Origin of the sequence: Proteus genomosp. 4 str. ATCC 51469, assembly GCF_003144375.1 — a bacterium.
In the GTDB taxonomy this organism is placed as follows: Bacteria; Pseudomonadota; Gammaproteobacteria; order Enterobacterales; family Enterobacteriaceae; genus Proteus.
The window spans coordinates 133,116-157,523 of sequence record NZ_PENV01000005.1; the positions used below are offsets into that span (position 1 = coordinate 133,116).

The 24,408-nt window shown below is 38.1% G+C and carries 23 protein-coding genes; 2 read left to right on the plus strand and 21 right to left on the minus strand.

The features are described from left to right. The first annotated feature begins 6 nt into the window (after positions 1 to 6). Positions 7 to 1,113: an efflux RND transporter periplasmic adaptor subunit gene (locus DK866_RS07580; RefSeq protein WP_109408417.1), complete on the plus strand. Its 1,107-nt coding sequence runs from the start codon at positions 7 to 9 to the stop codon at positions 1,111 to 1,113. A gap of 12 nt (positions 1,114 to 1,125) precedes the next feature. Then, positions 1,126 to 4,203, plus strand: coding sequence for a MexW/MexI family multidrug efflux RND transporter permease subunit (locus DK866_RS07585; protein ID WP_109408418.1), 3,078 nt, complete (start codon positions 1,126 to 1,128; stop codon positions 4,201 to 4,203). A 69-nt stretch (positions 4,204 to 4,272) separates the two neighbouring features. Here the strand turns inward: DK866_RS07585 and DK866_RS07590 are convergent, their stop codons facing one another. The 21 genes from DK866_RS07590 to potD form a co-directional block, all read right to left on the minus strand. Continuing rightward, a complete protein-coding gene (locus DK866_RS07590) occupies positions 4,273 to 5,562 on the minus strand; it encodes a protein-tyrosine phosphatase family protein (protein WP_109408419.1) in 1,290 nt (429 codons plus the stop codon). Positions 5,563 to 5,765: 203 nt separating this feature from the next. After that, the gene (locus tag DK866_RS07595; protein WP_109408420.1) at positions 5,766 to 6,092 is read right to left on the minus strand and encodes a DMT family transporter; all 327 of its coding nucleotides are present in this window, start codon (positions 6,090 to 6,092) and stop codon (positions 5,766 to 5,768) included. Positions 6,093 to 6,175: 83 nt separating this feature from the next. Then, complete coding sequence (locus DK866_RS07600) at positions 6,176 to 6,592, minus strand: DMT family transporter (RefSeq protein ID WP_109408421.1); 417 nt, start codon at positions 6,590 to 6,592, stop codon at positions 6,176 to 6,178. A gap of 35 nt (positions 6,593 to 6,627) precedes the next feature. Continuing rightward, entirely contained in the window at positions 6,628 to 7,326 is a 699-nt protein-coding gene (locus tag DK866_RS07605) for a hypothetical protein (protein ID WP_109408422.1), read from the minus strand. 17 nt (positions 7,327 to 7,343) lie between these two features. Continuing rightward, complete coding sequence (locus DK866_RS07610; protein ID WP_109408423.1) at positions 7,344 to 7,988, minus strand: phosphate propanoyltransferase; 645 nt, start codon at positions 7,986 to 7,988, stop codon at positions 7,344 to 7,346. Beyond that, positions 7,988 to 8,479: a BMC domain-containing protein gene (locus DK866_RS07615; RefSeq protein WP_109408424.1), complete on the minus strand. Its 492-nt coding sequence runs from the start codon at positions 8,477 to 8,479 to the stop codon at positions 7,988 to 7,990. Before DK866_RS07615 ends, DK866_RS07610 begins: the two co-directional genes overlap by 1 nt. A gap of 13 nt (positions 8,480 to 8,492) precedes the next feature. Further along, positions 8,493 to 9,443, minus strand: coding sequence for a choline TMA-lyase-activating enzyme (gene cutD / locus DK866_RS07620; protein WP_109408425.1), 951 nt, complete (start codon positions 9,441 to 9,443; stop codon positions 8,493 to 8,495). 100 nt (positions 9,444 to 9,543) lie between these two features. Then, positions 9,544 to 12,972 (minus strand): choline trimethylamine-lyase, encoded by a 3,429-nt coding sequence (cutC, locus tag DK866_RS07625; RefSeq protein ID WP_109408426.1) that lies wholly within the window; start codon positions 12,970 to 12,972, stop codon positions 9,544 to 9,546. A gap of 56 nt (positions 12,973 to 13,028) precedes the next feature. Next, a complete protein-coding gene (locus DK866_RS07630) occupies positions 13,029 to 14,177 on the minus strand; it encodes a 1-propanol dehydrogenase PduQ (RefSeq protein WP_109408427.1) in 1,149 nt (382 codons plus the stop codon). A gap of 7 nt (positions 14,178 to 14,184) precedes the next feature. After that, positions 14,185 to 14,448, minus strand: a complete 264-nt coding sequence (locus DK866_RS07635) for a EutN/CcmL family microcompartment protein (protein ID WP_036934514.1) — start codon at positions 14,446 to 14,448, stop codon at positions 14,185 to 14,187. 26 nt (positions 14,449 to 14,474) lie between these two features. Next, positions 14,475 to 16,142 carry an acetaldehyde dehydrogenase (acetylating) gene (locus DK866_RS07640; protein ID WP_109408428.1) on the minus strand — a complete coding sequence of 556 codons (1,668 nt, stop codon included), beginning with the start codon at positions 16,140 to 16,142 and terminating at the stop codon, positions 14,475 to 14,477. Positions 16,143 to 16,215: 73 nt separating this feature from the next. Then, positions 16,216 to 16,494 carry a BMC domain-containing protein gene (locus tag DK866_RS07645; RefSeq protein WP_006536328.1) on the minus strand — a complete coding sequence of 93 codons (279 nt, stop codon included), beginning with the start codon at positions 16,492 to 16,494 and terminating at the stop codon, positions 16,216 to 16,218. Between the two features lie 14 nt (positions 16,495 to 16,508). Next, positions 16,509 to 16,793: a BMC domain-containing protein gene (locus DK866_RS07650; RefSeq protein WP_006536329.1), complete on the minus strand. Its 285-nt coding sequence runs from the start codon at positions 16,791 to 16,793 to the stop codon at positions 16,509 to 16,511. A 20-nt stretch (positions 16,794 to 16,813) separates the two neighbouring features. Further along, a complete protein-coding gene (locus DK866_RS07655; RefSeq protein WP_004249182.1) occupies positions 16,814 to 17,092 on the minus strand; it encodes a BMC domain-containing protein in 279 nt (92 codons plus the stop codon). A gap of 760 nt (positions 17,093 to 17,852) precedes the next feature. Next, entirely contained in the window at positions 17,853 to 18,371 is a 519-nt protein-coding gene (locus DK866_RS07660; RefSeq protein ID WP_109408429.1) for a FidL-like protein, read from the minus strand. Beyond that, the gene (locus DK866_RS07665) at positions 18,371 to 19,228 is read right to left on the minus strand and encodes a transcriptional regulator (protein WP_109408430.1); all 858 of its coding nucleotides are present in this window, start codon (positions 19,226 to 19,228) and stop codon (positions 18,371 to 18,373) included. The genes DK866_RS07660 and DK866_RS07665 overlap by 1 nt, the downstream gene beginning before the upstream one ends. A gap of 26 nt (positions 19,229 to 19,254) precedes the next feature. Next, positions 19,255 to 19,842 carry a TetR/AcrR family transcriptional regulator gene (locus DK866_RS07670; protein ID WP_088494441.1) on the minus strand — a complete coding sequence of 196 codons (588 nt, stop codon included), beginning with the start codon at positions 19,840 to 19,842 and terminating at the stop codon, positions 19,255 to 19,257. Between the two features lie 354 nt (positions 19,843 to 20,196). After that, positions 20,197 to 20,634, minus strand: a complete 438-nt coding sequence (locus tag DK866_RS07675; RefSeq protein ID WP_109408431.1) for a hypothetical protein — start codon at positions 20,632 to 20,634, stop codon at positions 20,197 to 20,199. A gap of 121 nt (positions 20,635 to 20,755) precedes the next feature. Then, entirely contained in the window at positions 20,756 to 22,030 is a 1,275-nt protein-coding gene (locus DK866_RS07680) for a bifunctional O-acetylhomoserine aminocarboxypropyltransferase/cysteine synthase (protein ID WP_109408466.1), read from the minus strand. A 229-nt stretch (positions 22,031 to 22,259) separates the two neighbouring features. Beyond that, complete coding sequence (yddG, locus tag DK866_RS07685; protein WP_109408432.1) at positions 22,260 to 23,174, minus strand: aromatic amino acid DMT transporter YddG; 915 nt, start codon at positions 23,172 to 23,174, stop codon at positions 22,260 to 22,262. Between the two features lie 161 nt (positions 23,175 to 23,335). Beyond that, the gene (gene potD, locus DK866_RS07690) at positions 23,336 to 24,379 is read right to left on the minus strand and encodes a spermidine/putrescine ABC transporter substrate-binding protein PotD (protein WP_075673054.1); all 1,044 of its coding nucleotides are present in this window, start codon (positions 24,377 to 24,379) and stop codon (positions 23,336 to 23,338) included. Positions 24,380 to 24,408 lie beyond the last annotated feature (29 nt).

A 24,408-nucleotide genomic window follows, 5' to 3' on the forward strand; every position in this document is an offset into this window, starting at 1 on the left:
AATAATATGAATAAGAAACTTACTCTTACTGTATGTGCTTCACTTTTTTTACTCAGTGCAGGTGCAGCGGTTTATGCAACAACATCATCTGATGAAGATGCATCACAGCAATTTGCTTACCCACCCACTAAAGTGGCATTAGCAACCGTACAATCATCAAAATTACCTAACAATATGCAAGGTGTTGGAGAACTAGAAGCGGCACGCCAAGTCTACTTAGCCGCAGAAACTAATGGCCGTATTGCCGTGATTAATTTTGAGTCAGGACAAACGGTTAAAGCCGGTCAAGTTTTAGCTAAATTAAATGATGAACCTGAACAAGCGGAATTATTGCGTTTACAAGCACAATTAACTAATGCGGATAAACTCTACTCCCGCACAAAACAGCTTTATAGTAAAAATGTCGCAGCCGCTGCGCAATTAGACAGTACATTATCTGAGCGCGATATGATCGTCGCATCCATTCGTGAAGTAAAAGCGCGAATTGCACAGAAAGCAATAAAAGCACCTTTTGATGGCATTGTTGGAATAAAACTTGTTCATGAAGGACAGTATCTCAATGCGGGTGAACGTGTTGCATCTTTAGTCGATGCGAGTCATTTAAAACTGAATTTCTCACTTGATGAGCAAGCAGCTCCCAAAATTTCCGCAAAACAGCCCATCAATATTGAGGTCGATGCTTATCCAGAGATGGTATTTACAGGCTCTATTAATGCCGTCGATCCTCTTATTGGTCCATCTCGTACTGTACAAGTACAAGCTGTTTTACCTAATACCGATAACAAATTAAAAGCGGGCATGTTTGCTCGTGTACAAGTTACTTCTCCAGATAGTCCTATGGTATTAACCGTACCAGAAACGGCAGTTACTTATACTGCCTATGGAGATACCGTGTTTGTAGCGCAATCTGACAATCAAAAAAACCTTATCGCTAAGCGTGTCTCTGTGAAAGTTGGATTGCGCTACAACGGCATGATTGAGATAAAAGAAGGCTTATCCCTTGGTGATCAAATTGTCTCATCTGGCCAAATTAAATTAAGTGATGGCATCTCAATTGAACCTATTGAGCAAGATACATTAGCACTCGCTCAATCAGCGACAACAAAACCATAACGGGAGTTAATAATGAAGTTTACCGATATTTTTGTTCGGCGACCTGTTTTGGCATTAGTTGTTAGCACATTGATCCTGTTACTGGGCGCATTTGCGTTCAGTAAACTGCCAGTTCGCCAATACCCTATGTTACAAAACTCAACAATTACGATTGCAACAGATTATCCTGGTGCTTCGTCTGAATTGATGCAGGGATTTGTTACCCAACCAATTACACAAGCGGTTTCCTCTGTTGAGGGAGTTGATTATATTTCTTCATCTTCAGTACAAGGTAAAAGCTTAGTTACCGTCAGAATGGAGTTAAACCGCGATCCAACTCAAGCTTTGACGCAAGTAATGGCGAAGGTAAATCAAGTTCGTTATAAGCTGCCAGAACAAGCTTATGATCCAGTGATCGAACTTTCATCAGGAGAATCTACAGCCGTAGCTTATGTGGGTTTCTCAAGTGAACAGCTTTCTATTCCCGAACTCACAGACTACCTTTCTCGCGTTGTTGAGCCGATGTTTTCATCCATTAATGGCGTTGCTAAAGTGCAAGTATTTGGTGGTCAACAATTGGCCATGCGTTTATGGTTAGATGCAGATAAATTAGCAGGCCGTAACTTAACAGCGAGTGATGTAGCAGAGGCTGTTCGCCGTAATAACTATCAAGCAGCACCAGGTAAAGTAGAAGGCGAGTTTGTAATTGCCAACGTTTATGTCAATACCGATCTCACTAATGTCGAAGAATTTAAAGACATGGTTATCATTAATGATGGTAATAATCTTGTCCGCTTACGTGATATTGGTACTGTCGAACTAGGTGCCGCGGCCACTGAAACTAGCGGTATTATGAATGGTAAAAAAGCGGTATTTTTGGGTTTATTCCCGACTCCAACAGGTAACCCACTTGTGATTGTTGATGGCATTCGCGAGCATCTTGTTGATATTCAAAAAACCTTACCGCCAAGCGTCGATGTAGAACTGGCATTTGAAACTTCACGTTTTATCAAAGCCTCTATTAATCAAGTAGTACAAACCTTAATTGAAGCGATTTTAATCGTTATCGCGGTTATTTATCTCTGTTTGGGATCGTTCCGTTCTGTTCTTATTCCTGTACTTGCCATTCCGTTATCGATGCTAGGTGCTGCTGGATTAATGCTTGCCTTTGGCTTTAGTATTAACTTGCTCACCTTGCTAGCAATGGTTTTAGCCATTGGACTTGTCGTAGATGATGCAATAGTCGTTGTTGAAAATGTGCATCGCCATATTGAAGAGGGTTTATCACCTGTTCAAGCCGCTTTAGTGGGGGCGAGAGAAGTTGCTGGTCCTGTTATTGCAATGACAATCACTTTAGCCGCTGTTTATGCTCCGATTGGTTTAATGGCTGGATTAACAGGCGCATTATTTAAAGAATTTGCCATAACGCTGGCAGGTAGTGTGATTGTATCCGGTATTGTGGCATTAACTTTATCTCCCGTGATGAGCTCATTAATGCTAAAACCAAAAGAAAATGAAGGCAAAATGGCTAAAATGGCTGAGTTTGTTTTCGATAAACTGGCTCATTATTATGGTTACGTGCTTAATTTTTCTTTAGCTAATCGCTGGTTAACCGTTGTTTTTGCCATCGCTGTGTTCGTCAGCTTACCGTTTTTATATAGCCAGACAAAACAAGAGCTGGCACCTTCTGAAGATCAGGCGAGCGTTTTAACTGCTGTAAAAGCGCCACAACATGCAAATCTTGCCTATGCTGAGCGTTTTAATCAGAAACTAGATGAAATTTATATGAGTCTGCCTGAAACTGACAGCACATGGATAATTAATGGTACTGATGGCCCATCAGCGAGCTTTGGTGGTATTAACTTTGATGGCTGGGATTTACGTGATCGCAACGCAGATCAAATCCAAGCTGATTTACAAAATCGCGTCAACAATGTGGAAGGTACCAGTATTTTTGCTTTCCAATTAGCCTCTCTACCTGGCTCAGTGGGTGGATTACCTGTACAAATGGTGCTACGTAGCCCATTAGGTTACCCCGTTTTGTTTGAAACAATGGAACAAATAAAACAACAAGCAAGAGAAAGCGGTTTGTTTATCGTGGTAGATAGCGATTTAGATTACAACAATCCCGTTGTTCAAGTTGCCATAGATCGAGCTAAAGCCAATAGTTTAGGCATTCGTATGCAAGATATTGGTGAATCACTCTCACTATTAGTGGGTGAACACTATATTAATCGTTTTGGTATGGATGGTCGCTCTTATGATGTGATCCCACAAAGTGTACGCCATCAACGCTTAACACCTGCGGCTCTTGCCGGACACTATATTCGTACTCAAGATAATGTGTTAATTCCATTATCGACTGTTGTAAATATTACAACTCAAGTTGAACCTAATAAACTGACACAGTTTAATCAACAAAACGCAGCTATTTTCCAAGCGATCCCTGCACCCGGCGTCACGATGGGACAAGCGGTCGCTTTTCTTGAAACAGTGGCAGATTCATTACCCGCAGGTTTTAGTCATGATTGGCAATCTGACTCTCGCCAATTTACCCAAGAAGGAAATACATTAGTCTTTGCCTTTATTGCCGCACTTATCATTATTTACTTAGTGTTAGCTGCACAATATGAAAGCTTGGTCGATCCTTTGATTATCTTAATTACTGTACCGCTATCAATTTGTGGTGCATTAGTCCCTCTCGCTTTAGGGATGGTGACGCTAAATATCTACACTCAAATTGGTTTAGTCACACTAATAGGGCTTATCAGTAAGCACGGTATTTTAATGGTGGAATTCGCTAATGAATTGCAAGTTCATAAAAATCTAAACCGTCGGGATGCCATTATTGAAGCAGCAAAAATCCGCTTACGTCCTGTCTTAATGACCACAGCAGCAATGGTTATTGGGCTTATTCCTCTTTTATTTGCCAGTGGTGCTGGGGCGAATAGTCGCTATGGATTAGGGCTGATTATTGTGTCAGGCATGTTAGTCGGCACACTGTTTACCCTGTTTGTGTTACCAACGATGTATAGTTTCTTGGCTCGAAACCATCAAATCAGCGCTCAAACTGAGCGTCAAAAGCAGTTACAGCAAGTCAGTGAGCAATAAAACTAAAAATAACAAAAAGTAATATCGTAAAACCAATCCCCATTGTGAATACAATGGGGATTTTATTTATTAATGGGAGTTATTTTTTAATAATGAAATACCGTTTGCTAAAGCAAATGCTGTTAATTCTGCAAGTTGTCTAATTTCATATAGTGCTAATGGTGTTCTTTTTTCTCTTATCTCATGCACCATTTCTTCTAAACTTGTTTTGTTTTTTTCATCAGGTGACATATTCATCATTCTTTCAACGAGAAGCATTTCTATCGTTCTTCCAATACCACCAAGACAGTGAACTAAACTATTTGAATTAGCAGACGGCTTTATTTCTTTTTTTATAGAAGAAAGTGTCATTTCTAATTGAGTTGCATCTACTTCAGTATGATCTTTCCAATTAGGAATATGAACAAAATTGATTTTTTGAGTTCCCTGCGAGGAGTTTACTATCTTAGGATAAATTGTATAGTTCAATATATAGTCTTCATCTTTAACGATTATATTCTCTTTAGAGGTCTGACTTTTTACATTTACATCATTATAACTACTGTTACTCTCGAAATATTTTACATTTTTAATTTTATTTTTAATATCATCATCTGATGCAAGAATATAAACAGTCTCAATTTTATTTTCTATTAGAGAATTTAAATAATTAGCCATATTTTTTACATCATTTTTAGGGTATTGAGAAGCAACCCTTAAAGAATTATCTTGAGTGCCACTAATTATATTAGCAGGTAGTTTTTCATTATTATATTTTAATAGATTTTCATTACATAAATTCATCCCAAACCTAGAATTATCTATTTTTTCATATCGAGAAGATAAATAATTATTTGAAATTAAATTATTAAATAATATCTTACACGTATTTAAAATATTCATTATATCTGGGGCATCACTTTTTAGTTTACTGTTTACAGCCGTTAAAAAATCCGAAGAATTCGCTATGTTACGATTACCTTTCTCATCAAAAATATAAGCTGTAGGTTTTAAGATACTGAATGATTTTGTCTGAATAGGTACTTGTGTACTCAAACCCTGTGTAGTATTTCTTAATTCTCTAGGCGGTAAGTTTGGCGGATTATTCGCTTTAACGCCCTTAGGCGGTAAAGCAGGCAGATTATCAATACTACTTGGTTGATTATATATTTGTTGAATTTTAGTAGTGTTATTTGATTTAGGAGATCCCCCTATCATCGTTCTTGGTGCTAAATTAGGTGTATGCAACTTTTGGTTGGTGTTCCTAATATGACTAATACTATTATGAGCAACATTCTCTTTCTTAACATACTTCGTTTCTAAATCTCTATTTATTTTCTCAACATTTGGACGGCTAAAAAAATTTACGATTGAAAACATATTTGACCCTTTTATTATTTACATTTAAATAAAAACCTCCAAATGTTATATTCACTTAAATTTTTAAATATAAAAAAAACATCTTTTTATAGCTAATGTTCATTTTAAGAAATACAAAAAACATAAAAATGCCGATACAGTTTAATAACATATCGGCATTTAAGTTAAAAAGGTAAAATCACTATCTAATTGATAAAGTTAGCTTACATTGTAGAAAATGTATTCATAATTATCCCACCAGAGATAATCAATGCCATCGAGAATATAGCTGGTAAATCTGGTTTTTGTTTATATAAAACCATCGCAACTAACGTCACACCCACAATACCAAAACCACACCACAATGAATACGCTACACCCACAGGGATATATCCCATTGCACGTGTCAAGGCAAAATAACAAATACAGTAAGCAGCAATAACTAAAACAGAAGGCGCTAATTTACTAAAGCCATTTGTTTTTTTGATCATAGACGTGCCTGTGATTTCAGAACCGATAGACAGCGCCAGCCATAAGAATCCGGTAAACATAATTGTTATCCTTATTTATTTCAATAAACACTTATTTATCAAAAAATAGTTTTATTAAAAAATAGATTTATTAAAAAATAGATTTATTTATTAACTGGCGATGCAGTCTGTTTAATATTAGGAGTTTCAGTTGTTTCTTCTTCCTCTTCTTCTGATCCCATTTTGGAGAAGAGATTCATAATCACAATACCACTGGCAATAACAGCCATACCTATCATTGCCGCAGTATCAGGATGTTGACCATAAAACAACATACCTAAAGAAGAAACCACTAATATACCTGTACCAGACCATGTTGCATAAGCTAAACCAACTGGAATATTTTTCACTGCACGCGATAATGAGTAATAACAAATAACATAAAGAACAACAATTAAGCCTAATAATAATGTTTTAGTTGTACCTTCACTATTATCAAACATTTTTAAGGTAGAGGTTGCTGAGGTTTCTGAAATAATAACCGCCAGCATCCAAAGCCATGATTTAGCTTTTGGTGACATAATAAGACTCCTGAGTTATCAGATATAGTTTAATATTAATTTTTTAAGCTTTTTAAATATTCAATAGCAGAATCTGTCAATTTATCTTGTGATAAACAGTATTCTCCAGGCTTATTCATTACTTCATTTAAAGTAATATAGCGATTATTATTTTCTTTTTTGATTTCAGGGTAATATTCAGTTTCTTTATTATGATTATTATCAATCAAGTGAGTTTCTATTTCATTGATGGAATAAAAAGAAACACCTAATAACTTTAATCTATTAATATTTTCCTGAATAAGCAGGTTGTACTCTTTATTTTTATTTAAACCTAAAATCTCATTTAATTCACTTTCTGGTTGGCAAAAATAAGGTAATGCAATGACAGGAATATTTTGAGCAAGTGCAGAATGAATTAGCTTTCCTTCTTCACTTATAAATAACCCGTTAATAATTTCACCCACCAGCTTTTTATCAAAATAAGGAACAAACAGTGCATGGTAAGTCGATAACTGCTGGCAATCGAACTCACTCGCATTATGTATTTCCCCTAGATGACGCCATTTCGACAAATCATGACTGACTTGTGCCTGTGTTGTGACAAAAAGAGAAAATCGAATATCAGAAAAAGTGTTGATACGTTGACAGATTTCATCTTGGTATCCCGGTGCAGGGGTAAGTGCTAACAATACCGACTTTTTCATTCTTTTTTCTATTTCAGCAATAATCCTTTCAATTAACTGATTGTCCATTACGTCACCTCATTGTCTTAGCTGACAATAAATACGCTATCGTTGTTACGAAGCCCAGCAGCATTAGCTTCATCAGTATCTATATGAAACTCAAGGGTAAACTTTTCACTAACACGAACAACGACTTCATCAAAAATCAGGCTACGCTCACCTTCTGTTTTTACATGTACCTTTTGTCCATTGATGACGTTTAACATTCTGGCGTCAATTTCGCTCATATGAATATGGCGTTGTGCGCAAATGACTTGTTCTTTTAATTCAACATGACCCGCTGGCCCCATTAAAATAGCATTGCCAGAACCAACTAAATCACCCGATTCACGTACTGGTGCTTTTATACCTAATGCAAAACAGTCAGCTTTTGAAATTTCTAATTGGCTTTGCGGACGAACTGGTCCTAAAACACGAACTTTACTGATCGAGCCTTTAGATCCCACAACAATCACACACTCTTTTGCTGCAAACTGACCCGGTTGTTTAAGATCTTTAAACGGAGTGAGTTGATAACCATTGCCAAATAATGCTTCAACATCTTGTTGTGAAAGATGCACATGTCGATTAGAAATACCAACAGGGATTGCCATTCCTTGAGTCTCTCCCGACACCACACCATGTGCAGGCAAACGAGAGAGGATTTTTCCCATGAGTTGTTGATTAATCATTATTTTTTACCTTTACGGCCTTCTGGTTTGATCTCTTTCTTACTGCTTTGTACTTTATCTGTCGTAGCTTTAGTTTCAGCGGCAATATTTTGAGCTTGTAAATCTGCAACGGCTTTTGTGGCCTCTAGCTTCTCAACTTCGTTTTTAACCGGGGTTTCAACGACTGTTTCAAGAGCAATTTCTGGCTTTTTTTCAGTAACAACCGGTGCTTTTTTCTTACTTTTTATGGTTAGTAATTTGGTGATAACACTTGGTTCTGGCCTTGCAATAACTAATGAACCAATCACCAGCTCTTTTTGGCTAACCACATCAACACCATGATCAATCGCAGTTCTTACTGCACTGATCTCGCCTTGAAAACAAATTGATACCAACCCAGATCCTACTTTTCGGTATCCTATAATTTCCACGTTTGCCGCTTTACAAGCCGCATCTGCCGCTTGAATGGCTGCGGTTAATCCTCGTGTTTCAATCACACCTAAACTGTTCATCTTTCTCTCCTACTTAGTGACGGACAAGACGGATATCGAAATCAAATTTCTTAAAGAAGGCTTCTAAACTGTCTAACTCTTCTGGTGTATAACTAGGATCGGTTTTTATTGGGTAGATCATTTCCAATTTTTCGTATTTATTACGCCCAAATTGATGATACGGAAGAATATCAATACGCTGAATATTGCCGCGTTTTGATAGCTCCATCGCGTAATTAATTGCTCCTGTAATTGCATCATAAGAGTCGTTATAACCTCTAACTAATGGCATACGAATAACCACATTGGCACCGAGATCCATTAAACGTTCTAAATTACGGCGGACATTTTCATTACCAACGCCAAACAACGCTTTATGCTGAGTAGTATCAATGTGTTTGATATCAATCAGAAATTGATCAACAACTTCCGCTAATTTTTCATAATTCGCCACGTTAGTGGTCGCTTGCGTCTCCACTGCGGTATTGATCATCATCTTTTTACATTCTCGTAAAAGCGCAACCGCGAAATCAGTTTGTAGACTCATTTCACCGCCACCGATTGTGACACCCCCCCCTGAAGAGATGTAAAAGTCATAATCTTGCATGATGATTTTCATTAGTTCAGAAACAGAAACATCTTTTCCCATAATATCAAGAGCATCTGAAATACAGACCTCTTCACATTTACGGCAGCCGATGCAATCAACGCCACGATCAACACGGTGAACTTGCTTACCATTTTCATTGGTTGTCATGTAATGCACACCCGCAGGACAAACATCGACGCATTTACCGCAATCCACACACTTGTCGTGAGAGTACATCACTTGAAATTGACTGCTGAGACCTTCTGGATTGGAACACCAAGGGCAGCGGATATTACAGCCTTTTAAGAAAACGAGAGTACGAATACCATCACCATCATAAATAGAGTATTTTTGGATATTAAATATCCGCCCTCTTATTTCTGCTGCCGTCTCCATCTTTACGCCTCCAAATCTGCATCAAACATCCCTGTTCGATAAATTTAAATCTTGTCTTGTCGATTAAAAGGGATAGCCTGCGCCATCCCTATGGCTGTAATTAGAACTTCTCAATCACAGTACGACTGATAATTTCATCCTGAACTTCTTTACATAATTCAACGAAGTAAGCACTGTAGCCAGCAACACGGACAATTAAGTCACGGTATTTTTCAGGCTCTAATTGCGCTTTTTTCAGTACTTCATTATCGACATAGCTAAATTGCATCTGGCCATTACCTAAAATGGAAGCCGTTCTTAATAAGGTAATTAAGCCTTGGCGACCTTCATTGGTATCTAACAATCCTTTCAGGAATTTGAAGTTATGAACCATACCGATATTCATGGTTTCAACATTCATTTTACTGATTGATTTAATAATCGCTGTTGGGCCATGTTTATCAGCACCTTGGGTTGGGCTGATACCATCTGATAATGGTTTCCATGCCAAACGACCATTTGGTGTAGCTGCGGTTAATTCACCAATTGGCGTATTGTTAGAGATAGACAACGTGCCATGACTGAATGTGGAGTAGAGCATCTTATATTTACGACATTCACGCTCAGTCCATTCCGTTATATCCAACGCATATTGGTCAACAACATCATCATCGTTACCAAATTTCGGTGCGTTCAAGCAATCACGTAATAACTCTTCTTGGCCTTCAAAATTCGCCAATAGACCGTCACGAATTTGTTCTAACGTGTATTTTTTATCTTCATAAACTAATTTACGAATAGCGGCCATTGAGTCCACATAAGTCGCTAAACCAGAGAAGATCAGACCTGGACCATGGTTCACCATTGCACCACCTGCGGTCACATCTTTACCTTGTTCCATACAGCCTTCAACCAGTAAAGACATTAATGGTTTTGGTGCAATATCACGGTGAACACGTTGGCTGATCACAGTACCAATTGCCGATAAACGAACGATATGCGCTACTTGCTCTTTTACAGCGCGATCGAAATCTTCATAAGTACGCAGGTCACGTAAGTCACCTGTATCTAGACCTTGATAGCTATCAAACAGCACCATACGACCACGGTTTAATACAAACTCAATCGCGATAGGCCATTGGGTATAACCTGTTGATGTCCATTGATAAATACGGCCTGATTTTTGTGGTTCAACACACCCCATCAAGCAGTAGTCACGAGCATCTTCAAAATCAAAGCCTTTACGCAACATCATCTTGATATGAGAATCATCGAAGTGACATGCAGGGAAGCCCATACCGGCTTTAACCACATCAACAATTTTTTCCATGTATTGCTGTGGTGATTGGTTATGAATACGACATGCTAATGATGGTTGATACACTTTTACAAAACGTACAGCATCCATAATTAGGTACGTTAAATCATTACACGCATCGCCACCTGTACGTTTTTGTCCACCGATGGTTAAGTTGATAAATGGTTGATAACCAGCAAAATATTTCGCACCTAACTCACTCGACATCCACATTAATTCAGCACATTTGATGATAAAGGCTTGCATCATTTCCAGTGCTTGCTCACGAGTTAAACGCCCTGATTTGATGTCGTTTTCGTACATTGGGAAGCAGTATTGGTCTAAGCGACCTAAAGAAAGACCCGTTTGGTTTTCTTCAACTTCAAACAATGACTCGACTGTCCAAATACTTTGCAAGGCTTCTTGCAGTGTTTTTGGTGGATTTGCGGGTACATTTTCGTTGACTTGAGCAATCGTCAGTAGCTCTTCACGACGTTGAGGATTGCTCTCTTTTGATGCTAATTCACGTGCATGTTCTGCAATGCGATGAGCATAAGCAATCACACCTTCACAGCTTTCAATAGAGGCTTTATAGAAGTAGATACGGTCAATATCAGCTGGATTTTCCATGCTTAATTCAGCTAATTTAGCTTGCGCATCGGCTTTAATACCGTTCATACCTTTGGTGAATAACAGAACGTCATAACCTGGGCAAGTATCGCCACCACCATTGATTTGGTGATAAGAAAGATCACTCACAAAGGTTTCACCACTAAATTCCCACACACCTGCTTCGCGATATTGAGCTTCACAGATCTCATCCAGAGAGCGCCCTTCCCAGAATGGAACAATCTCTTCACGAATAACTTTTTTGTCTTCTTCTGAAATTTGGAATGGATCTTGTGGACGCGTGCTCATAGTATCGAGTTCATCACGAACCCAACGCCATGCAATATCAGGAGAGAAAGCGCCAGCACGCGGTTTTCCACAAGGGTGCCCAACAATTAGCTCTTCATCTTGAATTAAAATAGGTGCGGTTTCACAAGCACGACGGAATGCTTTTGCACGTAGTAAAATCGGTGGTAAACCTGGATTATTACGAGCAATCTCAGTAAATGCTAATGCTCTGTAGATAGAAACGCTTGGACGTGCTTCTAAATAGCGGTTACGTAAACGTTGTAAGCGAGGTGTTAAACCTTCCATCACTTTGAATTCGCTCGCGTCTGCCGTTGGTGCAACAACACTTGCTGAGGGTGCAGCATATTGTGGCTGTGAATTCATACGGCCGTTGTATAAACGCACTTGCAGTGAACTGTGTAATGTTGACAAATTCGCGCGCGCTGATAGCAACATTTCTGATAATTCGTTGATGCTTACTCGTGGATCGTTAATATCAACACCCTGAGTCATGGCATCAAACATTGGATAGCCATCAATTTCTTTGGTCGCACGTACTTCAGAAAGTTCTGCTAATTTCAGCCAAACACTTTCAACGATTTCATAAGCCTGTGCTTGTGTTAAACGACCTTGGTCGAGATCACGTTGATAGAATGGATAAAGTGCTTTATCAAATCCCATTGGATTGATGGCATAACTGCCATTTTCCAGATGTAAGACTAATTGCAGTAAATAGAAAACTTGAACTGCTTCTTTAAAGGTTTCTGCTGGTTTTGCTGGTACTTTACGTAATACCGCAGCGCTATCTAATAATTCTGCTTTACGGTATGGGTTACCTTCCATTGCAGCTAAATTCTCTGCTTTTGCAGATAGAATTTGTGCAAAATATAGTGCTGCATCACATGCATAAATAGCTGATTTACAGTAATTAGCTTCATCCATACTGCTACGATTTACGGCACTGCCAATGCTTCTAATTCTGTCTTCAAGCTGAGCTTTAATTGCTAAGAAACCTTGGTTTACCACCAGCATGTAATCAGGTGATGCAACGCTATTGTTAATACTTAAGAAACGGTAGATAGAGTCGCTACGCACTTCTTCTTCAGTGTGGAAAATCGCACCACGTGGTGTTGATGATTGACTGCCGATAATCAATTCATCTTGTGCAATGTAGCTTGGAAAATGACGAATAAATTCATAAAAACGTTGTGCAGGTTTAATCGCTTGAGGCACACCTGCAATGCTGTTGTCTAATGAATCAAAAATGGTTGCACGCTCTGTGCTAATGGAGCTATTACGTGAAACTAAACGTTCTGCCAGCATTTTTACGCGTGGCGTCAAAGAATATTTGGCCATGTGAGGCTCTCCTGATGTTCTTTACTTGACCTAATCGGTATTAATTCGGTTGAGCATTAACTGTGTGATACACCGGCAAATGCCTGACGATACAATGTTTCTAATTGGTGTGTGTTTACGTCACGCGGATTTGTCGGCGTACAGCTATCTCGTAAAGCCTGTCCGACCATTTCCGTTAAACGGGCATAAAAGTCCGCTTCACTGACACCGGTATCGCGAATACTCTTCGGCATACCCATTTCATCTTTCAATACATTAATAGCGATGATTAAACTGGTGACCCCTTCTCTTACCGTATTAGCCGGAAGTCCTAGGCTTTGAGCAAGATAGGCGTAACGTTTGGCTGCTTCGCTATTACAATCACCATGAAAATTCGCATTAAAAGCAATAACATGCGTCATCAATAACGCATTTGCTCGACCGTGAGGAACATGGAATACACCGCCTAATGCGTGAGCAAGACTGTGTGTAATACCCAGCGAGGCGTTAGTAAATGCCATTCCTGCAATGCAAGATGCGTTATGCATTTTTTCACGGGCAAGTAAGTTGTCGCCTTGATGATGGCAATCAATAAGATGGCTAAACACTAACTTGACGGCTTTTTCTGCCATTGCATCAGAAAAATCAGAAGCAGCTTTAGAAACATATGCTTCTAGTGCATGGCAAAGCACATCCATTCCCGTATCAGCAGTAATTGCTGGCGGTACAGACTTCACCAACTCAGGATCGAGAATGGCGACATCAGGCAACATAAACTCATCAACCAAGACCAATTTTTCACTGCGTGACTTAATCACTGAAAATGAGGTCACTTCCGAACCTGTACCACTGGTGGTTGGGATCGCAATAAATTGTGGTTTTGTTCTGTTGCTCTCTTTACGGGTATGCCAGAGGGAGTACATAACGGCTTTCGCGACATCAATCACCGACCCACCACCGAGTGCGATAACCAAATCTGGATAATGGGCATCCATGATTTTCATACCACTCACAATGGCTGAAATATCAGGATCTGACGCAACATCATCGTAAACTTGGAACTCGATACCCCGTTGCAATAATTTATCGGTAACTTTATTTGCAAAGCCAAACTTCACCATTGCTTTATCTGTCACCACAAATGCGCGGCGGGCAGTTAACCCAGAGAGAAAATTCAGTGCATTGGTGCCAAACTGAATTTTGGGTTTTATCAGAAACTCACTCATGTCGTTATTACTCCTTACTGTCCCGATAAACCTTCTCAACAATGGCAACCACTGACATCGCTTTGTAACGTTCTTTGTTCAGTGCAAAGTATTCTTCAGCCAACACAACATCGTTGATACCTGCACCTACACTATCCACTGCCACATAAGTTTTGTTTTTCAGTGGCTTAAGCTCATCATCTAAAGTGGCAATCATTAATAAATTGCTGCCTTTAAGTTCTGGGCTTTTTTGTGTCGCTACTACGTGTCCGATTACCTTTGCGAGGATCATGGTTTATATCGCCTTATATCAATGAGTTACTTACTCAGACGTCCGAGAACTTCCTTGATAATGCGTTCCACGTTTTCTTCAGTAATATCACCTTGTTCAATCACTTGTTGCGCGCAAGCACTTACCGTTGTTGCATAAGGAGACGCACCAAAGCGATCATCACCTTCAGTTTGACGTTGTGCAGTTGCACACTCAGCATGAACAGGCGTTAAAGAAGGTGAACGAAAACGATCATCATCAAGAATGCTGGTCTGGTGATTTGCACTGGAAACAGAGCAAGCAGAAACAGCAGGTTGAGCAGCTTCTTGTGCTAAAGGACAAGGTTGTTTTAACTCTTCGACGGTACGCACGCCATAACCCACTTTACGAATATTCAGTAAATTCATTGGGCCGACATTGTCAGAGCTAGAACCGCCACCTACAGCCCCACAGCCTAAGGTTAACGCTGGAGTAATATTAGTAGTTGCACCGATGCCACCTAATGCCGCTGGGGTATTAATCAGAATACGGTTAACCGGTTTTTCTAGAGAAAACTGACGAATAACATCTTCATTTTTAGTATGAATAACTAAGGTATGACCTAAACCTTCATTAGTCAGTAATTGCACCACGCGATCGCACGCTGATTTCCAATCTTCTTCGATATACATTCCTAAGATTGGGCATAATTTTTCGCGTGAATACGGATTTTTAGGTGAAACGGTATCTTGTAATGCGATTAATACACGCGTATTTGCTGGCACACTAAAACCTGCACGCTGGCTTAAATAAATCGCATCTTTACCCACGACAGCAGGATTAATTGTGCCGTTAGCACGCAGTAACATTGAAGCCACTTTGGTTGCTTCTTCGTCATTCATAAAGTAAGCACCTTGTGCTAATAGCTCACGGTGAACTTCGTTATAAATGCAACGTTCAACGATAATGGATTGCTCTGATGCACAGATAACTCCATTGTCGAATGTTTTACTGGTGATGATATCGCTCACTGCTTTTTTGATATCTGCACTGCGTTCAATAAAGGCAGGGCCATTACCTGGGCCACCACTGATGGTTGGCGTACCTGATGCATAAGCAGCACGCACCATACCTTCGCCACCAGTAGCTAAAATTAATGACACATCTTTGCTGTGCATTAATTCTTTTGTCGCTTCCAGCGTCAGTAATGTCACACCATCAACAATACCTGCTGGTGCTCCAGCTTCTAAAGCGGCTTTTTTAACAATTTCTAACGCACGGAAACTGCACTGTTTTGCATTTGGATGCGGAGAGAAAATAATCGCATTACCCGCTTTCAGTGCAATTAGGGTTTTATAGATAATGGTTGATGTTGGGTTAGTTGAAGGCACTAACGCCGTGATAACACCTAAAGGCACGCCAACATCCATGACTTTTTTCACTTTATCGTCATTGATAATGCCAACGGTCTTCATGTCTTTCATATGTTCATACACACGCAATGACGCGAAGGTATTTTTCAGAACTTTGTCTTCCCACTTACCAAAGCCTGTCTCTTCGTTTGCCATTTTTGCCAGCTCTTCTGCGTGACGAGCTGCTTCAAACGCAATGTGTTTTACAATGCTGTCGATTTTTTCCTGCGAAAATTTAGCATAAACAAGTTGTGCATTTTTCGCGTTACGAACTAGCTCACGAGCCAGTTGTCTGGATTGCAAATCTTTATCTAATGCAACCATGTCTTCCCCCATACAGGAGTTAAAAAATTTAGCTGAATAACTTATTTCTTTGCTTTACAGCACGCCTGAATAATTAGGCTTTATGCTGTTGTGCGATTTTCTCGATATCGTTATGCGGTCTTGCAATAACACGAGAAGTCACCACGGTGCCGATACGTTTTGCCGCTTCAACACCTGACTCAACCGCTGCATTTACTGCACCGACATCGCCTTTCACCATTGCTGTCACTAAACCTGAACCGACGTTTTCATAACCAATCAGTTCAACATTGGCTGCTTTGCACATTGCATCAGCAGCTTCAATGCAAGCGACAAGACCTTTGGTTTCAACTAGACCTAGTGCTTCTTTCATATTTATTTCCTTCGTTATTCAGTCACTTTGTACTGGGCAACGATTTTTTGAATATCGTTATGTGGACGAGCGATGACTAATGAAGTCACAACAGTACCAACACGTTGAGCAGCTTCTAAGCCAGATTCCACAGCGGCTTTAACGGCACCTACATCACCTTTCACCATTGCAGTCACTAAGCCTGAACCCACATTTTCGTAGCCGATTAACTCAACATTTGCTGCTTTACACATCGCGTCTGCAGCTTCAATACAAGCCACCAGCCCTTGAGTTTCAATAAGTCCTAATGCATCACCCATACGTTCTCCTAAGGCAAAAACTATGCCTTGTGTTTGATAACAATCTTGTTGATGTCATTGTGAGGACGAGCAATCACGAGCGATGTAACAACTTCACCCACGCGTTGTGCTGACTCCACACCTGAATCCACAGCAGCTTTCACTGCGCCTACGTCGCCTTTCACCATCGCAGTCACGAGACCTGAACCCACATTTTCATAGCCAATAAGTTCAACGTTCGCGGCTTTACACATAGCGTCAGCGGCTTCAATACATGCCACCAGACCTTTGGTTTCAATCAGACCTAATGCATCACCCATTTTCATTTCCTCCGAGAAGCCGTTTAACGGTTTACGTTTGCCCATTGTGTCTGCGTGGTGATTTTTTAAACGCAGACTTTGGTTTCAAAATCACTATAACGCGCAAAAAACAAAACAAAATATAAATCCACAGTGGTGATATATATAGAATTTAACTCTGATATTTAGTGTTTTTTATCTCTCTATTTATTTAATCATGCTGTTTATTTACTTTTTTTATCGTTATAAATTTATTAATTTCCACAAAAAATAGATTAAAAAGCAGACAAATAAACTTTGTTAGGAGGATGTTTAAAAGGTGCAAAAAGCCAGTACATATCGATGGGAAAGATGTGCGGAATATCACTGATAATTCAACGTAAGATCAATAATTGAAAAAGGCTAAATCAAGTCTATATACAAATCGTGCTATTTTTTTATTGATAATGTATTTATTTAATCTAAACCCTTACAACAGTTATAAAAAAGTGGAAAGGATCACGTTTTATCTAATACCTATACACAAGGCCTACACGAATAATAAAATCAGAAAAGTACCGTTTACTAGAAAAGTACAAACCTACGACTGAGCATTTATGCTTGTTTAAGGGAAGTTTTCAGTCTGTACAACAAAGGAAGGTAAAAGAGGGAAAGTAATCACACAATAACAGTGAATATACGAAAAAGAATGGAGCGTAATAAATTAGCTCTTAGAATACAGAAAAGGTGGAAACAGATGTACCACCTTATAATAAAAACAAGATCAGATAATTAGGATCAGTTAATCAAATTTACTACCTGGTTTTAAGGTACAAATATAGAGGGGTGAATTAAGCGAACTTAATAGTAAGGTTTTCTCATTAAGCTTTTGTGCATTAATAAATAGCCCATCATGACTATCTGACATTTCGCGCATAAAATAATCAAAAATAACATCTGGGGATTCATCAATTGATGATGCACTAGCATCCCATTGGCTAACAAAATAGTGACGTTCTGTCGGTGAAACACGCTTGGTCGTATAATCAAATTTCACATAACGTTGTAAATACAACCATCCTGGTTTTGAGGTGGTATAGCCTTCAACAACAATCGATCCTTTACCATTGGCACCAAATGAAAAATGAATATTACCATTTACATTTTCATCTTCCATATTTTCAAAACGCATAATGCCTTTGGTTGAGCAAACCATGATACCTTCATTTTTAATCGTTAATAATCTTGTTGCTGCATAAGTGGCGACCAAGATAAAAATCAGGGCCGATAAAAAACATAAAAGTTTCCCTGAGATTTTCATTAGTATTTCCAAGAATAGTAAAAGTAATTATCGCAATAACTAAATGGGTTATCTTCGTTCTTTGCACAATGTGCTAAAAATACCCGCCCTAATCCATTTGTTTGTAATTTATCACCATAAAAGAAAACAAATCGCTCACCTTTTACACACTGTAAATTAAGCTTCTTTCTTACCGCATCAAAATTGCGAACATAATTATCACTTACCGCAGTATTAATCATCGCTTCATTAGAAAGTAATTCACAATCATTGTGTGTTAATGGTGTTAGTGAAATAGGCTTTGATTGATGTTGGTTAAAAAAGATGATCACAGCAAGAAATACCGCACCGAATAAAAAACCAATGCTAGCTAAATACCAACAAATTTCTGTTTTTTGTTTTTTTTGTGTTACTTCTGTTTGTGTTATATTTAATGGTGTTTGATCGGCTACTGAAGATAAAGGCGTTGTTTCCTCTGCTGTTTTATTTTCATCTTCAGCTAAAGAAAGCGCTTTTTCATTTATTTGAGTTAAAGGCAATAGCGTCGAGTCATCAATTAACTCAACAGAAATATCTGGATTAAACTCTAATCGTCCTTTCGCAATGGTAACAATGATATTTTCAATACCATAATGACGAAATGTCTTTCGTAATAAACTCAAATATTGGTTTAAATTACTGTTTGATGAAACTAACCCATTATCATCCCAAACACGTTTTAATACTTCATCGCGATTAACTACTCCAGGGTGCTGAATAAAATAAAAAAGTAACGCATTTGCGGTAATAGAAAGATGTGTATCAACACTGTCTTTTTCTAATGATATCGCGCCATCCGTTGCGTCGTAATAAATTAAGGCATTTATTTTGTATTTCATTGTGCCCTCATTCATCCTGATTAAAATTACTGATTTGCTGTGTTTGCCATATAGTCAAATGTCATTTCAGATAATCTTTCGACTAATGCGCTACGCTCCTCTTGTGAGATAGTAGGGCCTTCTGTTAATTCAGATAACCAAAGACCATCTGCGGCATAACGAATTAAAGTACCTAAATAACTATTATCTAATTTATCGCCTTTGGCTAAATGGTCTAGCATCCAATCTCGCCAGCATTTACGCATAATAGGCTCGTTTGGCATAGCTAAAGACAGTATGGCTAATTGACGGCTTTCGTCTGACTGTTTTAAATCAGAAATATAAGTTAAATATGCGCGAGAAAAACGCCCTGCTTCAATAGGATCATTTTCCATAATAACTGCAATTCTGCTATCCATAATTCCTAATAACCGCTTAAACACTGCCTGCACTAATTCTAATTTCCCAGGGAAATGATGAAGTAACCCACCTTTACTTACACCCGCTTCTTTTGCTACGGCATTTAAAGAAAGAGAGGCTATTCCCTCATTAGCCACAATAACACTTGCCGCTTCCAATAATTGCTCTTGAACTCGGATAGGGTCTTTTTTTCGGTGATGTGCAGTCGTATTCATGCATAGGATAATACCGACCAGTCGGTATGTTCCTTATTGATCAAAATCAATCTGATTTCGACTGAAGCTTATTATATGTAAATAATGCAGTTGACTTCACATTCCTTTATTTTCAATTAAAATTGATTTAAAAAATTAAAATTATTTTATAAAATTGATCTAAATAATAAATTGAAAAAAACAAAATAATATAAGTTTGATTTTTATCAAAAAACAAATGCGGATCTAGTTTTTTATTAAAAATGATAGCTTAGACAAAAATAAAGAAATCAATATTTATTAATTTCTTTATTTTAATAAGAAACTATTTTATCGAAGAAAAATTAGTTTTTATTTCTTCAATTGTCTGATTAATTATTTTATCCAATAAGATCCTTTGCTTTTAAAATCTATTTTAGCATAAATATGCTCTTTCTTTTCTTCACTCTGAGTAGTCGTATCACTTGTTTTTTTGTCTCTAACGCCATTATCAATAAAACTATTATTAACCTCTTCATATTTAGGTTCATCTTTGTTACATTTATTATCTGTTGCTGATTTTTTTTCATTCTGAACATTAAGAAAACTTTCTCTTAGAATTTCATATTCTAAATAATTTGGATCATTAAAGATACTATTACAAATATGACGTACTACAACAGGATAGCGGTATTCAACATTGTTATTAAATAATCCTGTTATACTCGAACTAAAGTAATAAAAAAAATCCGTAATTTTATTTTTTAAATCTAGATTATCTATTGTTGCTTTTATTTGTGAAAATGACGTTCTAACAGAATCGATAATACTCATTAAATACTCCCTATGAACTAATAAAGTTAATTTTTAGAATGAGTATTATTAATAAACATTATATTTTAAATATAAAAAAACCACCGTCATTTAACAGTGGTTTCTTATTAATAAAAATCAATTAAATGCTGGCTTTTAATGCCTGTTCTAAATCTGCAAGAATATCGTCTATATGTTCAATACCAATGGATAAACGAATCAAATCTCGTGAAACACCTGCTCGTTCTAATTCTTCATCGTTTAATTGGCGATGTGTGGTTGATGCTGGATGACATGCTAATGATTTTGCATCACCAATATTTACAAGGCGAACAATTAGTTGTAATGCATCAATAAATCTAGCGCCAGCTTCTGCACCACCTTTGATCCCAAAAGAGAGAATACCTGCTGGTTTACCCGTCATATAACGTACCGCTAAATCATGTTCAGGATGATTGCTTAAACCTGCGTATTTAACCCATACCACTTGAGGATGATTTTGCAGATATTCTGCCACTTTCTGCGCATTTTCAGTATGACGATCCATACGCAGTGCCAGCGTTTCTAAGCCTTGTAAGATCAAAAATGCATTAAAGGGGGATAGTGCTGCCCCCGTTCCACGCAAAGGAGCAACACGACAACGAGCAATATAGGCAGCCGCACCAAAATGCTCAACATAATTTACTCCGTGATAAGAAACATCTGGCGTATTTAATATTTCAAAACGTGTTTTGTGTTCTGCCCAAGGGAATTTACCAGAGTCAACAACAATACCACCAATTGAATTACCGTGACCGCCAATATATTTAGTTAACGAGTGAATAATAATATCTGCGCCATGTTCAAAAGGACGACACAAATAAGGTGTTGCAACCGTATTATCAACGATTAAAGGTACACCATGACGGTGAGCAACATCAGCCAATGCTTGAATATCTACAATATTTCCACTTGGATTTGTGATGGTTTCACAAAATACCGCTTTTGTTTTATCGTCAATTAATGCTTCTAATGCAGCAATATCATCATGGGGAGCAAAGCGCGCTTCAATACCAATACGAGGGAAAGTGTGCGCCATTAAATTATAAGTACCACCATAAAGTTTAGCGACAGAAACAATATTGTCACCCACTTGGGCAATGGTTTGAATAGCGTAAGTAATAGCAGCCATACCCGATGCTACTGCCACTGCTGCGATCCCGCCTTCTAATGCTGCAACTCGTTTTTCTAATACGTCGTTGGTTGGATTCATTATGCGGGTATAAATATTACCAGGTACTTTTAAGTCGAAGAGATCCGCACCATGCTGTGTATCATCAAATGCGTAAGATGTGGTTTGGTAAATAGGTACAGCTACCGCTTTTGTAGTTGGATCAGGTGAATAACCGGCGTGAACAGAAAGTGTCTCAAGTTTCATAGCAATCCCTTTTTGTTGCATTTGTTCTTATCGTATTACTTATATTTTAAATAACTTAAATCAAAGTAAGCATTCTTAGTATATAAGTCATATAAATAAGCGCATATCGTCTCTGTCGTATAGTGAAAAAATTTCAACTTAGATTAATACGCCCAAAGTACCATACCGCCAATAATGCAAAACGCCGCTTTTCACTGTGATATTTGAGTTAAGGATCTTGTTTTTCTCTCTATTTTATCGTTTTGAGTACTTTTATCTTTTTTTGACGAGTCGCTAACCAGCAAATTAAAGAGCCACCAGTTACCATCATTACACCCTGCCAAAATGAGAAGGAAAGTGCGGTAGACAATAATATTGAGGAAAATGCAGTAGAAATAACAGGGGTAAAATAGGAAAGTGTAGCTAATAAAGTCACATTGCCTCTGATCATACCGATTGTCCATGCTGCATTAGCAAGCCCAATTGCTGCACCTGTGATTAATAAAAGCGTGATGCTTTTTGTATTAATAATCCATTCAACTGGCGTTGAAAATAGGTATTGCCCCCATAACGCAAGTGACGTTAATAAGAAAAAAGGCACAATACCATTATTCCCACCAGAAATAAGACGAGTTAAATTGCTATAAAACGCCCATAAAATGGCACCGGAAAACGCCAATATATAGCTTAATGGATTGCTTTGGATATTTTTCCATAAGCCTTCGATAGTTAGAGGATTATCCCCACTAACAACCCAGACTAATCCACTAAATGAACATAATAATCCTACGATCAGTAAAATAGAGAATCGCTGTTTATTGACTATGACAGCAAGCGCTAAGGTAAAACTAGGCCATAAATAATTCACCATTCCTAGCTCTATGGCTTGTGTTCTATCTGTTGCAAATCCTAATGCCAAGGATAAACACACTTCATAAGTAACAAATAATAGCGCTCCCCAAAAAAGATAACGTTTAGGAAAAAGTGATAGTTTAGGTACACCTAAGATCAAAATAAGAAACACGGTTCCTGTGGTATAAATCAGTGCGGCACCTCCAACAGGGCCAAAATATTCACTGATATTACGAATTAAACCAACAATAGTGCTCCAAAGAAAAATAGCAACGATGCCATATAACGTCCCTTTTGATGCGCTAGATATCATTTTGTGCCTTCAATTAAGTTTATTAACCCACTAATAAAAAGTGTTAATTACCTTTACGCTTTCAACAAATAAATTCAACTTATATCCTTAAATAAAAATGCGTTTTTTTCACCATAAAAAAAGCCACCTTAAAGGTGGCTCAGAACTATACTCAAACGCGATTAGCGTCCAGCTTTTAATTTTTGGTAATAGCTTTCGTATAATACGGTTGCATCACCAACATCATTTTGCCATTCACCTTTGTTAATAATCTCTTCTGTTGGATAAAGAGAATTATCTTTAGTGATCACATTTGGCAGTAATTTTTGTGCGGCTAGATTTGGTGTCGGATAACCAATATTTTCCGCCACTTTGGCTGCTATTTCTGGGCGTAATAAGAAATCGATAAGTTTATGAGCTCCTTCGACATTCTTAGCATTAGCAGGAATAGCTAAGCTATCCATCCAGAAAATACCACCCTCTTTTGGCCACACCATTTCAATCGGTGCGCCAGCATCACGAGCAATAAATGCAGAGCCATTCCAAATCATCCCTAAATTAACTTCCCCTTGCATATAAGGGTTAGCTGGGTTATCTGAGTTGAAAGCCAACACATTTGGCATCAGCTTTTGTAGCTCTTTGTAGGCTTCTTCTATCTCTTTAGGATCGGTCGTGTTGCCTGAATAACCTAGTTTTAATAATGCCATTTGGAAAACTTCACGAGCATCATCAGTTAATAACAAACTATCTTTATATTCAGGTTTCCATAAATCTGCCCATGAAGTAATGCTACTCACATCAACTTCATCACTATTAATACCAATAGCGGTCGCACCCCAAATATAAGGGATGGAATAATCATTTTCTGGGTCGAATGACTTATGTAATAAGCTAGGATCGAGATTATCAAAATGCGTTAATTTTGATTTGTCGATTTTTTGCAGCATTCCTTCATGGCTCATTTTAGAAATAAAATAAGTGGAAGGAACCACCAAATCATAAGCACCTTCTTTATAGGTCTTTAACTTGGTATACATGCTCTCATTGGATTCATAGGTGGAATAAATCACCTTAATCCCAGTTTCTTTCGTAAACTGTTCGAGCAAACCAGGCGGCACATACTCCGTCCAGTTGTAGAAATATAATGTCTTACCATCATCAGCCGATGCTGTGCCGATACTTAATGCCATTACGCTGGCAGCAAGTACAGAGGACCACTTTTTCATTTATGTTTCCTTCAGTGGTTGATGCGTTA

What these genes read in the sequence shown, in the direction of transcription:
- DK866_RS07660 (WP_109408429.1), bottom strand. Translation starts at nt 18,371, where the DNA reads ATGAAAATCTCAGGGAAACTTTTATGTTTTTTATCGGCCCTGATTTTT.
- DK866_RS07680 (WP_109408466.1), bottom strand. Translation starts at nt 22,030, where the DNA reads ATGAAACTTGAGACACTTTCTGTTCACGCCGGTTATTCACCTGATCCA.
- DK866_RS07655 (WP_004249182.1), bottom strand. Translation starts at nt 17,092, where the DNA reads ATGGGTGATGCATTAGGTCTGATTGAAACCAAAGGTCTGGTGGCATGT.
- DK866_RS07610 (WP_109408423.1), bottom strand. Translation starts at nt 7,988, where the DNA reads ATGATTAATCAACAACTCATGGGAAAAATCCTCTCTCGTTTGCCTGCA.
- DK866_RS07600 (WP_109408421.1), bottom strand. Translation starts at nt 6,592, where the DNA reads ATGTCACCAAAAGCTAAATCATGGCTTTGGATGCTGGCGGTTATTATT.
- yddG (WP_109408432.1), bottom strand. Translation starts at nt 23,174, where the DNA reads ATGATATCTAGCGCATCAAAAGGGACGTTATATGGCATCGTTGCTATT.
- DK866_RS07665 (WP_109408430.1), bottom strand. Translation starts at nt 19,228, where the DNA reads ATGAAATACAAAATAAATGCCTTAATTTATTACGACGCAACGGATGGC.
- DK866_RS07615 (WP_109408424.1), bottom strand. Translation starts at nt 8,479, where the DNA reads ATGAACAGTTTAGGTGTGATTGAAACACGAGGATTAACCGCAGCCATT.
- DK866_RS07670 (WP_088494441.1), bottom strand. Translation starts at nt 19,842, where the DNA reads ATGAATACGACTGCACATCACCGAAAAAAAGACCCTATCCGAGTTCAA.
- DK866_RS07590 (WP_109408419.1), bottom strand. Translation starts at nt 5,562, where the DNA reads ATGTTTTCAATCGTAAATTTTTTTAGCCGTCCAAATGTTGAGAAAATA.
- DK866_RS07675 (WP_109408431.1), bottom strand. Translation starts at nt 20,634, where the DNA reads ATGAGTATTATCGATTCTGTTAGAACGTCATTTTCACAAATAAAAGCA.
- DK866_RS07595 (WP_109408420.1), bottom strand. Translation starts at nt 6,092, where the DNA reads ATGTTTACCGGATTCTTATGGCTGGCGCTGTCTATCGGTTCTGAAATC.
- DK866_RS07640 (WP_109408428.1), bottom strand. Translation starts at nt 16,142, where the DNA reads ATGGTTGCATTAGATAAAGATTTGCAATCCAGACAACTGGCTCGTGAG.
- cutD (WP_109408425.1), bottom strand. Translation starts at nt 9,443, where the DNA reads ATGGAGACGGCAGCAGAAATAAGAGGGCGGATATTTAATATCCAAAAA.
- DK866_RS07580 (WP_109408417.1), top strand. Translation starts at nt 7, where the DNA reads ATGAATAAGAAACTTACTCTTACTGTATGTGCTTCACTTTTTTTACTC.
- DK866_RS07650 (WP_006536329.1), bottom strand. Translation starts at nt 16,793, where the DNA reads ATGGGTGATGCATTAGGACTTATTGAAACTCAAGGGCTGGTGGCTTGT.
- cutC (WP_109408426.1), bottom strand. Translation starts at nt 12,972, where the DNA reads ATGGCCAAATATTCTTTGACGCCACGCGTAAAAATGCTGGCAGAACGT.
- DK866_RS07635 (WP_036934514.1), bottom strand. Translation starts at nt 14,448, where the DNA reads ATGATCCTCGCAAAGGTAATCGGACACGTAGTAGCGACACAAAAAAGC.
- DK866_RS07630 (WP_109408427.1), bottom strand. Translation starts at nt 14,177, where the DNA reads ATGAGTGAGTTTCTGATAAAACCCAAAATTCAGTTTGGCACCAATGCA.
- DK866_RS07605 (WP_109408422.1), bottom strand. Translation starts at nt 7,326, where the DNA reads ATGGACAATCAGTTAATTGAAAGGATTATTGCTGAAATAGAAAAAAGA.
- DK866_RS07585 (WP_109408418.1), top strand. Translation starts at nt 1,126, where the DNA reads ATGAAGTTTACCGATATTTTTGTTCGGCGACCTGTTTTGGCATTAGTT.
- potD (WP_075673054.1), bottom strand. Translation starts at nt 24,379, where the DNA reads ATGAAAAAGTGGTCCTCTGTACTTGCTGCCAGCGTAATGGCATTAAGT.
- DK866_RS07645 (WP_006536328.1), bottom strand. Translation starts at nt 16,494, where the DNA reads ATGAAAGAAGCACTAGGTCTAGTTGAAACCAAAGGTCTTGTCGCTTGC.